The organism is Cohnella pontilimi (assembly GCF_005049045.1).
Classification (GTDB): Bacteria; Bacillota; Bacilli; order Paenibacillales; family Paenibacillaceae; genus Cohnella; species Cohnella pontilimi.
The window spans coordinates 1-16,637 of sequence record NZ_SUPK01000012.1 but is presented as its reverse complement, the minus strand read 5'-3'; the positions used below and the strand labels follow the sequence as shown (position 1 = coordinate 16,637).

Sequence of the window (16,637 nt, the reverse complement as noted above, 5' to 3'; positions counted from 1 at the left end):
TCGAAAGAGCGGCATAACTCTTATAGGAGGTGCGACGTACGATGAAATTGCATGAGCTCCAGCCGGCAGAAGGTTCGAAGTTCAGCCGCAAACGTGTAGGTCGCGGTACCGGCAGCGGACTGGGCAAAACGTCCGGCCGCGGTCACAAAGGTCAAAACGCCCGTTCCGGCGGCGGTGTTCGTCCCGGATTCGAAGGCGGTCAAAACCCGCTGTACCGTCGTCTGCCGAAGCGCGGCTTTAATAATGATCGTTTTGCGACCGTATATGCGATCGTTAATCTGGATCAACTGAACGGATTTGCTGCAGGTACCGAAGTAACGCCCGAGCTGCTGTTGTCCGAAGGGATTCTCAAGAACCCGAAAGACGGCATCAAAGTTCTCGGCAACGGTGAATTGAACGTGCAGCTGACCGTGAAAGCACACAAGTTTTCGCAATCCGCAGCAGAAAAAATCCAGGCCGCCGGCGGTAAAACCGAGGTGATCTAATTGCTCAACACCGTCAAGAACATTTGGAAAGTCGAGGATCTGCGCAAGAGGATCCTGTTTACGCTTATGATCCTGCTGGTGTACCGGATCGGCTCGTTCGTGCCGGTTCCGAACATCAACCGGGATGCGCTCGCCCAAGCGAACCAACAGGGCAGCGACCTGTTCGGTCTGCTCAATACGTTTTCCGGCGGCGCGTTGTTCCATTTCTCGATCTTCGCGCTCGGGATCATGCCGTACATCACAGCGTCGATCATCGTACAGCTGTTGTCGATGGACGTCATTCCGAAATTTTCCGAGTGGCAAAAAGAAGGCGAGATCGGCAAACGCAAGCTGGCGCAGGTTACCCGTTACGGTACGGTCATCCTCGGCTTGATTCAAGCCTTTGCGACGACCATAGGCTTTAACCGGATGTTCAACGTGCCGATGGTCATTAATCCGTCGGTTGCAACCTACGCTACGATCACCATCGTGCTGACGGCTGGTACGGCATTTCTGATGTGGCTTGGGGAGCAGATCAACGAAAAAGGCGTAGGCAACGGGATTTCGATCCTGATGTTCGCCGCAATCGTGTCTCGTATCCCTCAGCACGCCCGCGATATTTATGCGAGTGAGTTCATCAGCGCTTCGCAATTGTTCATGGCGATTGTGAAGATTGTCGTGATCCTGATCGCCATCGTTCTGATCATTGCCGCGGTCATCTATGTGCAGCAAGGCATCCGGAAGATTCCGGTGCAATACGCCAAGCGCGTCGTCGGACAGAAAATGTACGGCGGACAATCCACCCACATTCCTTTGAAAGTGAATGGGGCGGGTGTTATTCCGGTCATTTTCGCTTCGTCGCTGCTCATGTTCCCGGTAACGATCGCCGGCTTCTGGTCCGGCAAGCCTTGGGCCCAATGGATTATGAGCAACCTGAACTACGACAAACCGCTCGGCATGACGTTCTACGTATTGCTGATTATCGGTTTTACGTTCTTCTACACGTTCGTGCAGTTTAACCCGCAGCAAATGGCGGATAACATGAAGAAGAACGGCGGATATATTCCCGGCATTCGTCCGGGTAAACCGACTCAGGGTTACCTGATGAAATTGATTACCCGTATTACGCTGGCAGGCGCCATCTTCCTGGCGCTCATCTCGGTTCTTCCCGTATTCTTCGCGGCTTTGGCCGGTCTTCCAAGATCGGTATCGCTCGGCGGCACTTCGCTGCTGATCGTAATCGGCGTCGCGCTCGAGACGATGAAGCAAATCGAGAGCCAGTTGATCAAACGGCATTACAAAGGGTTTATCAATAAGTAATGCCGAACGCTTGGGGGGACAACGATGAACATCCTGTTTATGGGGCCTCCTGGCGCCGGTAAAGGCACGCAGGCGGAACGGATCGTGGAGCAATTCGGCATTCCGCATATCTCCACGGGTGATGCGTTCCGTTTGGCGATGAAGCAAGGCACTCCGCTCGGTGTGAAGGCTAAGGAGTACGTGGACCAAGGCCTTCTCGTCCCGGACGAAGTCACCAACGGCATCGTGCGCGATCGATTGGCCGAACCGGACTGCCAGCGCGGTTTCCTGCTCGACGGGTTTCCGCGGACGCTGGCTCAAGCGGAAGCTTTGGACCAGATGCTGGCCGATATGGGCCGCAAGATCGATCACGTAATTAACCTGAAGGTGGACCGCGGCTTGCTGCTTGCCCGCCTGACGGGCCGGCGGATTTGCAAATCCTGCGGCGCCACGTACCATGTTCTGTTCAACCCGCCGAAGCAAGAAGGCGTGTGCGACAAGTGCGGCGGAGAGCTGTACCAGCGTTCCGACGACACCGAAGAAAAAGTCGGCACCCGGCTCGACGAATATACGAGCAAAACAGCGCCGTTGCTTACGTATTACGGCAACAAAGGACTGCTCCGCGAAGTGGACGGAGAGAAGGACATCGATGCGGTGACGGCCGAGATCGGTTCCCTTCTGAGAGGGTAATCGCCATGATCGTATGCAAGTCCGAAACGGAACTGAACTTGATGCGCGAAGCCGGCCGCATTGTGGCGGAAACTCACCGCCTCATGAAACAAGCGGTCGCACCGGGGATTACAACCGCGGAACTGGACAGAATTGCGGATTCGTATATTCGAAGCCAGGGAGCCGTTCCATCGTTCAAAGGCTATAACGGTTTTCCGTCGAGCATCTGCGCTTCGGTCAACGAGGAACTGGTACACGGTTTCCCGGGACCGCGCAAGCTTGCAGAGGGCGACATCATCAGCATCGATATTGGAGCGCAATTCCGGGGGTACCACGGCGATTCCGCCTGGACCTACGGAGTCGGCACCATCTCCAAAGAGGCGCAGCGCCTTCTGGATGTAACGGAAGCTTCGCTATATGCGGGACTAGAACTCGTTCGTCCGGATGTCAGGCTGTTCACCGTCTCCCACGGCATCCAGAAAGTCATTGAAGAGGCCGGTTTCTCGGTCGTGAGGGAGTATGTCGGACACGGCGTCGGCGCCGAGCTTCACGAGGAACCGCAAATTCCGAATTACGGCATACCGGACCGAGGCCCGAGGCTGAAACCCGGAATGACGCTCGCCATCGAGCCGATGGTCGTGGCGGGCGAACGGTATGTGAAGACTCTTTCCGACAATTGGACTGTCGTGACGGTGGACGGATCGCTGTGCGCGCATTTCGAGCATACGATTGCCGTAACCGAAGACGGGTATGAAATTTTGACCCGCGCTTAAAAAGCCAGGTGAATCGCTATGACGCATCAGTACCAATGGAAGCCCGGTGATATCGCGAGAAGCCGGCGTGGCAAAGACGAAGGTCAGTTGTGCGTTATTCTTGAACTCGTCGACGAGCGATTCGCGCTCGTGGCCGACGGCGACAAACGCCGGTTCGATCGGTCCAAACGCAAAAACGTGCTTCATCTCGAGCCGCTCGGGATCCATAGCGAGGAAGTCGCGAACAGTCTTCGCGAAACAGGCCGCGTAACGAACGCGAAGCTCCGGTTCGCTATCGGCAAAGCCGAAGCGCATGCTGAAGAGAAAGGAGAATGACGGTGGCCAAAGAAGACGTCATCGAAGTAGAGGGAACGGTCATCGAACCGCTTCCGAATGCGATGTTCAAGGTGGAGTTAGAGAACGGACATCAGATTTTGGCTCACGTCTCCGGCAAGTTGCGGATGCACTTCATCCGGATTCTGACGGGAGACAAAGTGGTAATACAGCTTTCGCCTTACGATCTGACGCGGGGCCGTATCACCTACCGCAAATAAGTTCCGATTGGGAGGTATTCAATCATGAAGGTGAGACCGTCGGTCAAGCCGATTTGCGAAAAATGCAAAGTCATTCGCCGCAAAGGCAACGTGATGGTAATCTGTGAAAATCCGAAACATAAACAAAAACAAGGCTAAGAGGAGGTGCTTCTAGCACATGGCACGTATTGCTGGTGTTGACCTTCCGCGCGACAAGCGCGTGGAAATCGCCCTGACGTACATCTTCGGGATCGGTAAAACCACTTCCCAGAAGCTGCTGGCAATGGCTGAAGTCAATCCGGACACCCGTGTTCGCGATCTGACGGAAGACGAGCTGGGTCGTCTGCGCGACGCGATCGATAAATCGCAAAAAGTAGAAGGCGATCTCCGTCGTGAAATCGCTCTGAACATCAAGCGCCTGACCGAAATCGGCTGCTATCGCGGCATTCGTCACCGCCGCGGACTCCCGGTACGCGGACAACGCACGAAAACCAACGCACGTACGCGCAAAGGCCCGCGCCGTACTGTAGCGAACAAGAAGAAGTAATAAGGGGGGATAACAAGCATGGCAGCACCTAAAGGCAAAAAGGTCGTACGCACGAAGCGTCGTGACCGGAAAAACATTGAGACGGGTGTCGCTCACATCCGTTCCACGTTCAACAACACGATCGTGACGATCACGGATCCTCACGGCAACGCGGTTTCCTGGGCAAGCTCCGGCAACCTCGGCTTCAAAGGTTCGCGTAAGAGCACGCCTTTCGCCGCGCAAATGGCCGCCGAGTCCGCAGCCCGCGCTGCAATGGAACACGGCATGCGTGCCGTTGAAGTCATGGTTAAAGGCCCTGGCGCCGGCCGCGAAGCCGCGATCCGTTCGCTGCAGGCTGCAGGTCTGGAAGTCAGCATGATCAAAGACGTGACGCCGATCCCGCACAACGGATGCCGTCCTCCGAAGCGCCGCCGCGTATAAGCAGCGCCGAAATGTGGTATCAAACAAAAACAACTTGTGAATAATGGTTGTAATGGTTAGGCATACTACATGGTTTACCCCGTGAAGGATTCACCCCGTGAAGGGGCGGGTAAACGTACGGCATCGCCAAGCGACGTTTACGCTCGCGAAACGCGGGTAAGGCCCTCGAGCCGCCCGGTTTACGCTTGTGAAGGAGGGCTATGGTTGTGATTGTCATCGAGAAGCCAAAAATCGAATCGGTGGAGATTCAGGAAGATAAAAAATACGGACGTTTTGTCGTCGAGCCGCTCGAGCGCGGCTACGGCATGACGCTGGGGAATTCCCTCCGCCGTATTCTGTTGTCGTCCTTGCCGGGCGCAGCTGTCGTATCCGTACAGATCGACGGCGTCCTGCATGAGTTCTCCACAGTACCGGGCGTTATTGAGGATGTTACGGAAATTATCCTCAATCTGAAGCGTCTGTCTCTGAAGATTCACTCCGACGAAGAAAAAGTGCTGGAAATCGATGCGGAAGGCGAAGGCGTTATTACCGCCGGCGACATCCGGGCCGACAGCGATGTGGAAATCCTCAACCCGGATCTGCATATCGCCACGCTGGCTCCAGGAGCTCGTTTGCACATGCGCATCTTCGCCAGGCCGGGACGCGGTTATGTGCCGGCGGACCGCAACAAAAAAGAGGACCAGCCGATCGGCGTGATTCCGATCGATTCGATCTATACGCCGATTACGCGCGTCAACTACAATGTTGAAAATACCCGTGTCGGCCAAGTCACCAACTACGACAAACTCACGCTTGAAATATGGACGGACGGAAGCATCAGTCCGGAAGAAGCCGTCAGCTTGGGTGCGAAGATCCTGACGGATCACCTTTCGCTGTTCGTCGGCTTGACGGACGAAGCGAGAGATACCGAAACGATGAAAGAGAAGGAAGAGGACAAAAAAGAGAAAGTGCTCGAGATGACTATCGAAGAGCTCGATCTTTCCGTCCGTTCCTACAATTGCCTCAAACGTGCCGGCATCAACACCGTACAAGAGCTGATCACGAAAACCGAAGAAGACATGATGAAGGTTCGGAATCTGGGCCGCAAGTCTTTGGAGGAAGTACAAGAGAAGCTCGAAGAACTCGGTTTGGGCCTTCGCATGGAAGACTAGAAGCATCAATACTGCGCGGCAAATCGTAACGAAGCCGTTACAGATTTTGCGCGCGGCTAAGGGAGGGAAAACCGATGGCTTATCAAAAATTGAGTCGCGACTCCAGCTCGCGGAAAGCTCTTTTCCGTGACCTGGTGACCGACCTGTTCCTTTACGAACGCATCCAAACGACCGAGGCGAAAGCCAAGGAAGTGCGTTCGATCGCAGAGAAACTGATCACTCTCGCGAAACGCGGCGACCTGCACGCTCGTCGTCAGGTGGCAGCGTTTGTCCGTCGTGAGACTTTGAACGGCGAGCAAGACGCCATCCAAAAACTGTTCTCCGATCTGGCGCCCCGTTATGCGGAACGTGCGGGTGGATATACGCGCATTCTGAAGCTGGGCCCGCGTCGCGGCGACTCCGCTCCGATGGTGTATCTCGAACTCGTAGACCGCGCGTAAGGAACGGAGCAAAGAAGGATGGCCCGAATCGCCCGATTCGGCTCATCCTTTTTTTGTAATTCCCCAAAAGTGATTTAAGGGTGGATGTCATAGTGCGGCGCAACATATGTGTCGTCATCGGCTACGACGGCACGGATTATAACGGATTCCAAAGCCAGCCCGGCGGGAATACGGTTCAGGACAAGCTGGAGGATGCGTTGTTGACGCTGACGGGAGAGAACATCCGCGTCACGGGATCAGGGCGTACGGACGCCGGCGTTCACGCCAGAAGCATGCACGTCAACTTCCGAACGGACTCGCACATCCCGGCCTCTCGTTGGACGCTGGCGCTCAACGCCAGGCTCCCGGACGATATCGTCGTTCATTCGGCTTTCGAGGTGCCGGATGACTTTCATGCCCGTCGCACCGCCAGCCGAAAAACGTATCGTTACACAATCAACTGCAATAAAAATCCGGATGTTTTTCGCAGAAAATATGAGTTTCACCATCATACGCCCTTAAATGTCGAGGCGATGAGAGAAGGGCTGCAGCACTTGATCGGCGAGCACGATTTCTCGTCTTTCACAAGCCCTCTGTCCACCAAACCCAGTCATATTCGCACTCTATACGAGGCGAGACTGGAAACCGAGCATCGATATGATGTGTTTTCGAGTGCGATGGCAGAAGCCGACGCTAAGCGGTATCCCGGCAAACAGCGCGGAATTATCCACCTGTACGTCACCGGCAACGGCTTTCTTTATAACATGGTACGCATCATTGCCGGTACGATGATGCAAGTTGGGGAAGGCAAAATCGCGCCGGAACATATCTCGGACATTCTGAACGCCCGAGACCGCTCCCGGGCCGGACCAACGGCGGTTCCCCACGGCTTAACCTTATGGAACGTCGAATACGGAGAGACATTGCCTCTTACCGATCATGTATAAAGTTTTTCTTGCTTATAACGCCCGATTCCTGTACAATAACATTTGTGCTTTCTTCATGGCTTCCCACGGCCCCGATGAAGGAATGTCACCTTTTTCTTGTGTATTTATGAACCATTCACAACTGTTAATGAGCTTGTCATACCTATGACAAATGAAGACGGAACCTATACACAATCGGATTGAAATTTTCCGAAGGAGGAACTTACATGCGTACCACTTACATGGCGAAGGTGAATGAAGTTGAGCGCAAATGGCTCCTGATCGACGCCGAAGGCAAAACCCTCGGCCGTCTCGCCAGCGAAGCCGCCGCTCTGATCCGCGGCAAGCACAAGCCGGAATTCACCCCTCACATCGACACGGGTGACTTCGTGGTCATCATCAACGCCGACAAAGTCGTTTTGACCGGCAAAAAGCTGCAGCAAAAGAAATACTACACGCACTCCCACTATCCGGGCGGCTTGAAAACGACGACAGCAGGCGAAATGCTGAACAAGAAGCCTGCCCGCTTGATCGAATTGGCGGTTTACGGCATGCTGCCGCATAACAAGCTCGGTCATCAACTCCAGTCGAAGCTGAAAGTATATGCCGGTGCGGAGCATCCGCATCAAGCCCAACAACCTGAAGTTTACGAACTTCGCGGATAATAGGAGGACGAACGAATGGCTCAAGTGCAATATGTTGGAACGGGTCGTCGGAAGCATTCCGTTGCGCGGGTTCGTCTCGTGCCGGGTGAAGGACGCATCATCATCAACAAACGCGACATCAACGAATATTTCGGTCTCGAAACGCTGAAGCTGGTTGTGAAGCAACCGCTCGTGCTCACGGAAACTGCAGGCAAGTACGACATCCTCGTACTCGCTCATGGCGGCGGAACGTCCGGACAAGCCGGCGCAATCCGTCACGGGATTTCCCGCGCCCTGCTGAAAGCCGATCCGGAGCTGCGCTCTTCGCTGAAGAAAGCCGGATTCCTGACGCGCGATCCGCGTATGAAGGAACGTAAGAAATATGGTTTGAAAGCGGCTCGCCGCGCGCCTCAGTTCTCGAAGCGCTAATATTTATGCAGGCAATGCCTTCTCTGCCGGTTTATCCGGCGGAGGGGGCATTTTTTGTTTCAGTTGAATACGATAAAATGGCGGTTCATGCAGGCGGTTGTCATGAAATTTTCCTTGTCGTTATTGTTGGATTCGAGCAGAAGGGGTATAATGGTGTTAATTCAGATGAACTTACTAGGAATTATCCATGGAGGTCTAACGTTCATGAATTTCTTTGAAAAAGAAGCGCTCATTCGCCAAAAGGCGGAGGACTTTGAGAACGCATCGGCCGAGACGGTGATCGAATGGGCGGTTCGTACTTTCCCCAATATTACGTTCGCCTGCAGCTTCGGTGCGGAAGATGTGGTGCTCGTCGACATGCTGCAAAAAATCAGTCCGAAGACGGACATTTTCTATCTGGATACCGATTTTCATTTTAAAGAGACTTACGAGACGCGTGACCGTCTGGTTGCCCATTACGGCCTGGAGTTCGTTCAGGTGAAACCTCTATCCACTCCGGAGGAGCAAGCCGCAGAGCATGGCGACGAGCTGTGGAAAAGCGATCCTAACGCTTGCTGCAACATTCGCAAAGTCGAGCCTTTAACCCGAATTCTGGGCAAGTATGAAGCGTGGATTACCGGCATTCGCCGTGATCAGGCGCCAACCCGCGCCAACGCCAAAAAAGTCGAATACGACACCAAGTTCGGCCTCGTGAAGTTTAACCCGCTGGCGTCTTGGACCAGTGAAGACGTTTGGAATTACATCCGTTCGAACGAAGTGATTTATAACCCGCTGCACGATCGGAATTACCCGAGCATCGGCTGCGAGCATTGCACGCGTCAGGTTATGCCGGGTGAAGATCCGCGCGCGGGGCGTTGGTCGGGTACGGAGAAAACGGAGTGCGGTTTGCACAAGTAATCGGACTACGCGAAAAGGAGCTGCTGCACTCATGAGTGCTATTCAACCGCATGGCGGAACGTTGATCAATCGCGTGGCTGAAGGCGAAGAGCGTACGGAGCTGCTCTCCAAGGCCGCCCGGCTGCCTACGATCCCGGTAAACAATTGGACGGTATCCGATTTGGACCTGATCGGCGTCGGTGCATTCAGTCCGCTGACCGGATTTATGAATGAAGACGACTACTTGTCGGTCGTGGATACGATGCGTTTGAAGAATGGACTGCTGTGGAGCATTCCGATTACGCTCGCCGTTACCTCCGACCGGGCCGCCGAATTGTCGGTGGGGAAGCAGGCGGCGCTGGTAGGTGAGAAAGACGGAGTCATTTACGGCATCATCGACGTGGAAAGCATCTACACGGTGGATAAGCGCCGTGAAGCGATTCAAGTGTTCAAAACGGACGATGCCGAGCATCCCGGCGTCGTGAAGCTGTTCGACCGGCCCGACACTTATGTCGGCGGTCCCGTCCGCGTGCTGAACCGTCCGAAACCGGTTAAATTCGAAAAGTATTACTTCGATCCTGCGGAGACTCGTCGTATTTTCGCGGAGAACGGCTGGAGAACGATCGTCGGCTTTCAGACGCGCAATCCGGTGCATAGAGCGCATGAATATATCCAGAAAAGCGCCATGGAGATCGTGGATGCGTTGTTTTTGAATCCGCTGGTCGGCGAAACCAAATCGGACGACGTGCCCGCCAATGTGCGGATGAAGAGTTACGTCGCGCTGCTGGACAATTATTATCCGAAGGATCGCGTGTTCCTAGGCGTATTCCCGGCCGCGATGCGCTATGCCGGTCCGCGGGAAGCGATCTTCCATGCGATGGTGCGCAAAAATTACGGCTGCACCCATTTCATCGTCGGCCGCGACCACGCCGGTGTGGGAGACTACTACGGCACATATGAAGCGCAAGATTTGCTGCGGTCGTTCTCTCCGCAGGACTTGGGGATTATGCCGCTCTTTTTCGAGCACAGCTTCTTTTGCACCAAATGCGGCAACATGGCCTCCAGCAAAACGTGTCCGCACGGCAAAGAAGATCACCTCACCCTCTCGGGCACGAAAGTTCGTGCGATGCTGCGGGACGGGGTTTGCCCTCCGCCTGAATTTTCGCGGCCGGAAGTGGCGAAGATTTTGATCGAAGGCATGAACGAAGCAAGCAAATCGTACGCGATTTAAAGAAACATAATTGTCCACCTTGTCCCGTACAATGTAGGGAGCTTGTTTCCCGGGGCGAGGTGGATTTTTTGTTGGAGAGCGGCGATCGAAACAAACGCGGCAGAAACGGTTTTCCGCTAAGGTTCGTCATCTGGATCACCCGGCGGGGGTGGGTGCGGCTTGCCGTCATTACAGGGCTTGTGCTGCTGATCGGAGTAGTATTCGTCGCGGAAATGCCGTCCGCCCGGACATGGACCTATTGGACGCATCCGCTGTCGGGGAAAGTGATTGCGCTGGATGCCGGCCACGGCGGTCCGGATGGAGGAGCGTCCAGCCGGGAAGGGGCGATCGAAAAGGACCTGAACTTGGCCGTCGTTCTCTACTTGCGCGATTATTTGCAGCAGGCGGGAGCTTTGGTATTATTGACGCGTGAGGGCGATTATGACCTCGCCGGGCCGGATACCAAAGGGTACTCTCGGCGCAAAACGGAAGATTTGCTGCAAAGAGCGGCCAGGGTGCGGGAAGGAAAAGTCAGTTTGGCGCTCAGCATTCATATGAACAGTATTCCGTCTCCCAGGTGGTCGGGCGCCCAAACCTTTTACTACTCGAAGAACGAACACAGCGGTAAATTGGCGGCGGACATTCAAGCCGAGATCAAGCTATCGCTCGGCAACACGATGCGGGAAGCCAAAGCGAAGGACGACGTGTATTTGTTGAAGACGCTCGAAATCCCGACGGCGTTGGTCGAGGTTGGTTTCCTGTCCCATCCTGAGGAAGCGCGACTGCTCACGGACGAAGACTACCAGAAGAAGGTGGCCGCCGCGATTTACAGGGGGATCCTGAAGTACACGGCGAGCGAAGGTGGCCGTTCCCTGTGATATAATAAGGAACAGTGTAACGAGATAAGTGGAGGTTGCCCGATATGTTGACGAGAGAAGAAATATTGGAAGCGCTCAAGGCGCTGCAGGAACCTACGCTGGACAAATCGTTGGTTGAGCTGGGACTTGTCCGGGACGTCGTCGTAAGGGACGGAGGCGTGTCACTCACGGTCGTCATCCATCCGGAAAGCACGGCGCAATCCGCGAAATTACAGAGTGAGCTGAAGTCCGCGCTCGCTCGAATCGGTGTGGAAGATCCACATTATCGTTTTCGGAACATGACCGATCATGAGAAGGCGGATGCTTTATCCAAGCTTCAACAGGGTTCGCCCGCGGCAGGCGCTTCTGCGGCACCGAACAAAGCCGGCGCTCCGGTGAAAGGTCATGGATCGGGGCTGGAAAAAACGGCGTTGTTGAATCCGGAGAGCGGTGTGGAATTTATCGCGGTGGCCAGCGGCAAAGGAGGCGTGGGGAAGTCCACGGTGACGGTGAATCTGGCCGCGGCACTCGCCCGTCAGGGCAAGCGTGTCGGCTTGATGGACTGCGATATATACGGCTTCAGCGTACCGGACATGATGGGCATCGAAGAGCGCCCCGAGCAAGCAGGTGACAAAATTTTGCCGGTGGAAAGGTACGGAGTGAAGGTCATTTCCATGGGCTTTTTCGTAGAAGACAACAGTCCGATTGTCTGGCGCGGTCCGATGCTTGGCAAAATGCTTCGCAACTTCTTCGCGGAGATCGAGTGGGGCGAACTGGACTATGTGCTGCTGGATCTGCCCCCGGGAACCGGCGATGTGGCGCTGGACGTCCACCAGATGATTCCGCAGAGCAAAGAAATCATCGTGACCACACCGCATGCCACCGCGGCGTTCGTGGCGGCACGCGCCGGAGCGATGGCGATCCGCACGAACCACGATATTTTGGGCGTCGTGGAGAATATGTCGTATTACGAGTGCGGAAGCTGCGGCAACCGGGATTATGTGTTCGGACGGGGAGGAGGCGCTCGTCTGGCGGAGACGCTTCACACTGAACTGCTGGCGCAGTTTCCGCTGGGTGCGCCTGATAATCATCCGTCGGAGCCGAATTTTTCACCGTCGGTGTACAAGCCTGATTCCCCAACGGGACGAGAATATACCGCCTTGGCGGAAAAAGTCATTCAGCTTTGCGGCAAATAACGGCGAAAAAGCAGCGGATCCAGGGGATCCGCTGCTTTTATTTGTATGGAGCGGCACCGATTAACCGCCGCCACCTCCACTTCCACCGCCGCCGCCGGAATCTCCTCCGCCACCGGAAGATCCGCCGCCTTTTCCGCCCTTCGCGCCTTTAGCGCCTTGGCCGCCTTGTTGCTTGGCGGTGTCCTTCGGCGTCAACTCCTCTTTCACGGCAGACTGCAGCATTTTCATAATCTCGAGCTTGAACAGCGGGCTTTGAATCGCTTCGGAAACGCCGGCCTGCATCTGCCTGCGGAATTCCGTCGTCTTCATGGAGTCCGAGAGCACGCGCTGCATTTCCGGATTTTTAAACATATCGACAAGATCTTTTTGGTAAGTCGGGTCTTTCATCAAGTCTTTATGAATTTGTTTGTCGCTGGTGCTGACCGCTTTGGCGAAGTCGCCCGCAAATTTCGGATCCTTCATCACACTTTCGATGACCTGGGTGTACTCCGGTGAAGTGAGAACTTCTTTGACCGCCATGCGCACTTGCTGCTGATCCTGCGTGCTCAGGCTGCTGCTTTTGATCATCATGGCGCCGCCGCCTCCGCCGCCGTCTCCTCCGGATTGGGAGCTGGCTTTGGAGATTGCTTTTTGTCCTTCATCGGACCCGAGGATATCGATGACCATTGATTTTACTTCTTTATAACTGACCTGTCCGCCGCCGTCTCCGCCGGAACCTTGGGCGCAAGAAACAAGGGTCAGCATAATGGCGACGAAGCTGCCGAGTGCAGGCCACCGGTGACGCATACGGACCTTCTCCCTTCGCATGGGGATTATGGCTGTAGTATGCGTAACAGGCCAATTGAATATGAAGGGCGTTCGTGGCTTTTTGGCGGGATCGTTGTTAAAATGGATAGGGATTTGATAACGGAAAATGAAAGATCCGCCCGGAAGGCGGATCGTGCATACGGCGGGAGGATCACGAGTTGACTCTGAAGAAATGGATGAAATTATTCGGCGCGACCATTCTGATTGGCGGAGCGGCAGCGCTGTTAACGGGCATGCTCATGAAGGTCGTCGATCCGAAATTCGAAGGCGGCGACTGGTTAGGATGGATCGTGTCGGGCTTGCTGTTCGGGGCGATTGCGCATACCGGCTTTTTTTCGTATTTGATGCTGAATTACATTGCCAGAAGTATCTTTAAGCGTCCTTATTCATGGGTGGCATTGCAAGGCTTTATCGCATTGTTCGTCATCGCGGAAATTGCTTACTGGACTTATGATTCCGTTTATCCCGCCGCGACTTTCTGGGCTTTGCCATTGTCGCTGCTTGCGGCATCGCTCGTCGTCGCTTGGCGCAAATCGGCGGAGACGACTTCGGCGTCCTGGATCCCTACATTATTTTTCATGATCGCGGCGACGACTCTGGAAGCGATACCGGCTTTCCAGACGCAAAGTCTGCCTTCTCTCGTCATGCTCATCGTTCCTTTATTCCTGTGCAACACTTATCAAATCATGCAGCTTCATCGAATTTTGGGCGGCAAAGTTCAGGTATCTGCGGGAGTAAAGACCGGCTCCTAAACGCCGGACTCAAGCGAGCTCGTTCCAGGCGGAACGATCTTCCACCGTTTTGCCTTTCGTATCGGCTTGGCCGAGCAGCTGGGAAACGGTGACAAACTCATAACCTTGAGCGCGCAGTTGATCGATGATGATCGGAAGCGCCAAATGCGTCTGCTTGCAGGAATCGCTGGCGTGGAGGAGAACAATGTCTCCCGGGTGTGCCTTACCGACGACGCGGCGGACGATCGTATCTACTCCCGGGTTCTGCCAATCGAGCGAATCGGTATCCCATTGGATCACTTTGTAGCCCATCTGGTCGGCGATACGCAGCACCCGTTTGTCAAAATCGCCGTTGGGCATCCGAATGAGGTTCGGCGATTTGCCGGTCAACTCGCTGAGTGCGCCGTGAGCCGTCGAAATCTGCTTCCGGATCTCCGCATCCGGGAAGGAACTGTAGTTGTCGTGCTTGTGACCATGGCTTCCGATTTCGTAACCTTCGTTTACTATGCGTTTTACGATGTCCGGGTGCGATTTGCTCCAGGGGGAGGAAAGAAAGAAGGTCACATTTTTCACGTTCTTGTTGCGGAGGATATCCAAAATAGGTTCTGCGCGCTTTTCCCCCCAACTGATGTCGAACGTCAGGGCCACCACCTTCCTCTCCGTCGGAACGCTATACACGGCGGCAGGCGGATGCGGGGCGAACACGCTCAGGTTGTCCTTTTCCACCCAAATCACAGCCAAAGAAAGCAGGGCGGCTACGGTGAGAAAAAACATTTTCCGGATCCGTCTCGCGTCCAAAACTACAAAAAAATTCATGGGTATCGCTTGGCTCCTTTCCAATCGGAATGAGGGATTCCGGGCTTGGCTACTAACAATGTATGCTTGACCCACGGACTTATTCTTTTTCTTCCTGTGGACGTCGGTTAATATCCGTGCCGCAACGTCCTCACAGGCCCACTAAGGAGTCCGTGGGTCAATATCTGTGCTTCAACATACTCACAGGCCCACAAGGAGAGATCTGATGTTTTCGCGTAAAGGGTTGCTGCAGACATGGAGGGATATTCGTCCATATTTCATTTTTAGCGTGATCTTATTTTTTGCGGGCGTCGTCGTCGGCGCCACATCCGGTTCCGACGAATGGATCCAAACCCAGCTGCGGGCACTGGCCGAAATGGCGAAGAAAGCCCAGAACTCCGACAACCCGCAGATGACTTTGTTTGTGACGATCCTTGTCAATAACCTGAAGAGTTCTTTGACCGCCATGTATTTGGGGATCGTGGCCGCCATTGCACCGCTTGTGACGCTTGCGCTGAACGGCATCGTGATGGGATATCTGTTCGGGGTCTATGCGGATCACGGGGAGAATGTTTGGCTGCTCATTGCCAAAGGCATTCTGCCTCACGGAATATTCGAGCTGCCCGCGATTTTCCTCGCATGTGCCTTCGGGATCCGGCTGGGTGCGACTTTGTTGAAAGGGCTGTTCGGGGCGTTGTTGGGCAAAAAGGAACCGTGGGGCGCATTGGCCCGAACCGCAGCCGGCACTGTGCCGGCACTGATTCTGATCGCCGCGATGCTGCTCGTGGCCGCTGTAATCGAAAGTACGGTAACCCCTTGGCTTCTTTCGTGAACGGGATATTCGGCGGCGGTCATAAACCGCGGTTGTTTGGAGCATAACAGTAGCACAAGTCGGAAACGGAAGATTTATCCGTCCGTCCCGGCGAATTCCGTCTGAAACAAGACTGGAGGACGCGGATATGCTCGGAATGCTCTTCACGGACAAAGAGTGCAAGGAACTCGACTACATGCTGCGCAAGGAATTGGACGAAATGCTGCTGGATATGAGCGATCGGCGGTTGGACGGACCGGTGAAGGAGGCCATCACATCCCGGTATAAAATCATTTTCCGAATGTATGCCCGCATGGCCTCTCCCAGGGAATTATCCCGCTATGCCATCGGATTGCGATCCCAGCACTGAAAGCCCGTCAAAAGGCTTGACGATGGGCACGGGTCTGTGTTAAATTAGCTATCGCGCCTCCGTTGGAGGCCCGCGGGACGAATGAAAGCAAGTAAAGCGGCCGGTTGAAAGAATATACCAGTTGCAAACAGATAGTCTCGTGTGATATATTATAAAAGTCGCCGTTGGGCGGCAAGGCAAGAAAAGCGAGGCCGAAAAGTTATTCGAAGCCGAGCTGAATCCTGACAACCGACCGCGGCTAACGCCGCTGGGTAGCGGGTTGCAGTGTTGCTCCTTGAAAACTGAACATCGAGCGTAATACGGACCCTGTCGTTTCATTTGAGACGATGGACAACGATTTAAAATTGAGCCATCATGGCTCTCTAATAAAGTTTTACCTTTATGGAGAGTTTGATCCTGGCTCAGGACGAACGCTGGCGGCGTGCCTAATACATGCAAGTCGAGCGGATCTCTGAAGGAGCTTGCTCCTGATGAGATTAGCGGCGGACGGGTGAGTAACACGTAGGCAACCTGCCTGCAAGACCGGGATAACATTCGGAAACGGATGCTAAGACCGGATACGCAGTTTCCCCGCATGGGGAGATTGGGAAAGACGGAGCAAACTGTCGCTTGCAGATGGGCCTGCGGCGCATTAGCTAGTTGGTGAGGTAACGGCTCACCAAGGCGACGATGCGTAGCCGACCTGAGAGGGTGAACGGCCACACTGGGACTGAGACACGGCCCAGACTCCT

General features: G+C 54.7%; 23 protein-coding genes and 1 rRNA gene. 22 read left to right on the top strand and 2 right to left on the bottom strand.

From position 1 onward, the window contains the following. Positions 1-41 precede the first annotated feature (41 nt). From rplO to E5161_RS19430, 18 genes are all read left to right on the top strand, one after another. A complete protein-coding gene (rplO, locus tag E5161_RS19515; protein WP_136779561.1) occupies positions 42-485 on the top strand; it encodes a 50S ribosomal protein L15 in 444 nt (147 codons plus the stop codon). Further along, positions 486-1,784, top strand: a complete 1,299-nt coding sequence (gene secY, locus E5161_RS19510) for a preprotein translocase subunit SecY (RefSeq protein ID WP_136779560.1) — start codon at positions 486-488, stop codon at positions 1,782-1,784. It abuts the gene before it with no gap. A 24-nt stretch (positions 1,785-1,808) separates the two neighbouring features. Then, the gene (locus tag E5161_RS19505; protein ID WP_136779559.1) at positions 1,809-2,453 is read left to right on the top strand and encodes an adenylate kinase; all 645 of its coding nucleotides are present in this window, start codon (positions 1,809-1,811) and stop codon (positions 2,451-2,453) included. 5 nt (positions 2,454-2,458) lie between these two features. Then, positions 2,459-3,205, top strand: coding sequence for a type I methionyl aminopeptidase (map, locus tag E5161_RS19500; protein ID WP_136779558.1), 747 nt, complete (start codon positions 2,459-2,461; stop codon positions 3,203-3,205). Between the two features lie 18 nt (positions 3,206-3,223). Next, the gene (locus E5161_RS19495) at positions 3,224-3,520 is read left to right on the top strand and encodes a KOW domain-containing RNA-binding protein (RefSeq protein ID WP_136779557.1); all 297 of its coding nucleotides are present in this window, start codon (positions 3,224-3,226) and stop codon (positions 3,518-3,520) included. A 2-nt stretch (positions 3,521-3,522) separates the two neighbouring features. Beyond that, positions 3,523-3,738: a translation initiation factor IF-1 gene (gene infA, locus E5161_RS19490; RefSeq protein WP_035121186.1), complete on the top strand. Its 216-nt coding sequence runs from the start codon at positions 3,523-3,525 to the stop codon at positions 3,736-3,738. A gap of 24 nt (positions 3,739-3,762) precedes the next feature. Next, complete coding sequence (gene rpmJ / locus E5161_RS19485) at positions 3,763-3,876, top strand: 50S ribosomal protein L36 (RefSeq protein WP_003333770.1); 114 nt, start codon at positions 3,763-3,765, stop codon at positions 3,874-3,876. A 19-nt stretch (positions 3,877-3,895) separates the two neighbouring features. Continuing rightward, positions 3,896-4,264 carry a 30S ribosomal protein S13 gene (gene rpsM, locus E5161_RS19480; protein ID WP_136779556.1) on the top strand — a complete coding sequence of 123 codons (369 nt, stop codon included), beginning with the start codon at positions 3,896-3,898 and terminating at the stop codon, positions 4,262-4,264. Between the two features lie 18 nt (positions 4,265-4,282). After that, positions 4,283-4,684 carry a 30S ribosomal protein S11 gene (rpsK, locus tag E5161_RS19475; protein ID WP_136779555.1) on the top strand — a complete coding sequence of 134 codons (402 nt, stop codon included), beginning with the start codon at positions 4,283-4,285 and terminating at the stop codon, positions 4,682-4,684. A 206-nt stretch (positions 4,685-4,890) separates the two neighbouring features. Further along, the gene (locus tag E5161_RS19470; protein WP_136779554.1) at positions 4,891-5,835 is read left to right on the top strand and encodes a DNA-directed RNA polymerase subunit alpha; all 945 of its coding nucleotides are present in this window, start codon (positions 4,891-4,893) and stop codon (positions 5,833-5,835) included. Between the two features lie 74 nt (positions 5,836-5,909). Beyond that, on the top strand, positions 5,910-6,275 hold the full coding sequence (gene rplQ / locus E5161_RS19465; RefSeq protein WP_090117889.1) for a 50S ribosomal protein L17: 366 nt from the start codon (positions 5,910-5,912) through the stop codon (positions 6,273-6,275). A 92-nt stretch (positions 6,276-6,367) separates the two neighbouring features. Continuing rightward, a complete protein-coding gene (gene truA, locus E5161_RS19460) occupies positions 6,368-7,201 on the top strand; it encodes a tRNA pseudouridine(38-40) synthase TruA (protein WP_136779553.1) in 834 nt (277 codons plus the stop codon). A 206-nt stretch (positions 7,202-7,407) separates the two neighbouring features. Beyond that, a complete protein-coding gene (rplM, locus tag E5161_RS19455; protein ID WP_136779552.1) occupies positions 7,408-7,845 on the top strand; it encodes a 50S ribosomal protein L13 in 438 nt (145 codons plus the stop codon). Between the two features lie 15 nt (positions 7,846-7,860). Next, complete coding sequence (gene rpsI, locus E5161_RS19450) at positions 7,861-8,253, top strand: 30S ribosomal protein S9 (protein ID WP_136779551.1); 393 nt, start codon at positions 7,861-7,863, stop codon at positions 8,251-8,253. Positions 8,254-8,457: 204 nt separating this feature from the next. Next, entirely contained in the window at positions 8,458-9,150 is a 693-nt protein-coding gene (locus E5161_RS19445) for a phosphoadenylyl-sulfate reductase (RefSeq protein WP_136779550.1), read from the top strand. A gap of 31 nt (positions 9,151-9,181) precedes the next feature. Then, positions 9,182-10,360 (top strand): sulfate adenylyltransferase, encoded by a 1,179-nt coding sequence (gene sat, locus E5161_RS19440; RefSeq protein ID WP_136779549.1) that lies wholly within the window; start codon positions 9,182-9,184, stop codon positions 10,358-10,360. A gap of 71 nt (positions 10,361-10,431) precedes the next feature. Next, positions 10,432-11,217, top strand: a complete 786-nt coding sequence (cwlD, locus tag E5161_RS19435; RefSeq protein WP_246042454.1) for an N-acetylmuramoyl-L-alanine amidase CwlD — start codon at positions 10,432-10,434, stop codon at positions 11,215-11,217. 44 nt (positions 11,218-11,261) lie between these two features. Next, the gene (locus E5161_RS19430) at positions 11,262-12,392 is read left to right on the top strand and encodes an Mrp/NBP35 family ATP-binding protein (RefSeq protein ID WP_136779548.1); all 1,131 of its coding nucleotides are present in this window, start codon (positions 11,262-11,264) and stop codon (positions 12,390-12,392) included. Between the two features lie 60 nt (positions 12,393-12,452). On the opposite strand, the gene gerD is transcribed toward E5161_RS19430, so the two are convergent. Beyond that, positions 12,453-13,178 carry a spore germination lipoprotein GerD gene (gerD, locus tag E5161_RS19420; protein ID WP_169306772.1) on the bottom strand — a complete coding sequence of 242 codons (726 nt, stop codon included), beginning with the start codon at positions 13,176-13,178 and terminating at the stop codon, positions 12,453-12,455. Between the two features lie 179 nt (positions 13,179-13,357). Between gerD and E5161_RS19415 the strand changes: the two genes are divergently transcribed. Then, on the top strand, positions 13,358-13,951 hold the full coding sequence (locus E5161_RS19415) for a KinB-signaling pathway activation protein (protein WP_136779547.1): 594 nt from the start codon (positions 13,358-13,360) through the stop codon (positions 13,949-13,951). Positions 13,952-13,960: 9 nt separating this feature from the next. Here E5161_RS19415 and pdaB read toward each other — a convergent pair whose 3' ends face one another. Further along, a complete protein-coding gene (gene pdaB, locus E5161_RS19410; RefSeq protein ID WP_136779546.1) occupies positions 13,961-14,746 on the bottom strand; it encodes a polysaccharide deacetylase family sporulation protein PdaB in 786 nt (261 codons plus the stop codon). A 205-nt stretch (positions 14,747-14,951) separates the two neighbouring features. Between pdaB and E5161_RS19405 the strand changes: the two genes are divergently transcribed. From E5161_RS19405 to E5161_RS19395, 3 genes are all read left to right on the top strand, one after another. Next, on the top strand, positions 14,952-15,557 hold the full coding sequence (locus tag E5161_RS19405) for a stage II sporulation protein M (RefSeq protein WP_136779545.1): 606 nt from the start codon (positions 14,952-14,954) through the stop codon (positions 15,555-15,557). 127 nt (positions 15,558-15,684) lie between these two features. Further along, positions 15,685-15,906, top strand: coding sequence for a hypothetical protein (locus E5161_RS19400; protein ID WP_136779544.1), 222 nt, complete (start codon positions 15,685-15,687; stop codon positions 15,904-15,906). 378 nt (positions 15,907-16,284) lie between these two features. Then, positions 16,285-16,637, top strand: a 16S ribosomal RNA gene (locus E5161_RS19395); the annotation flags it as partial.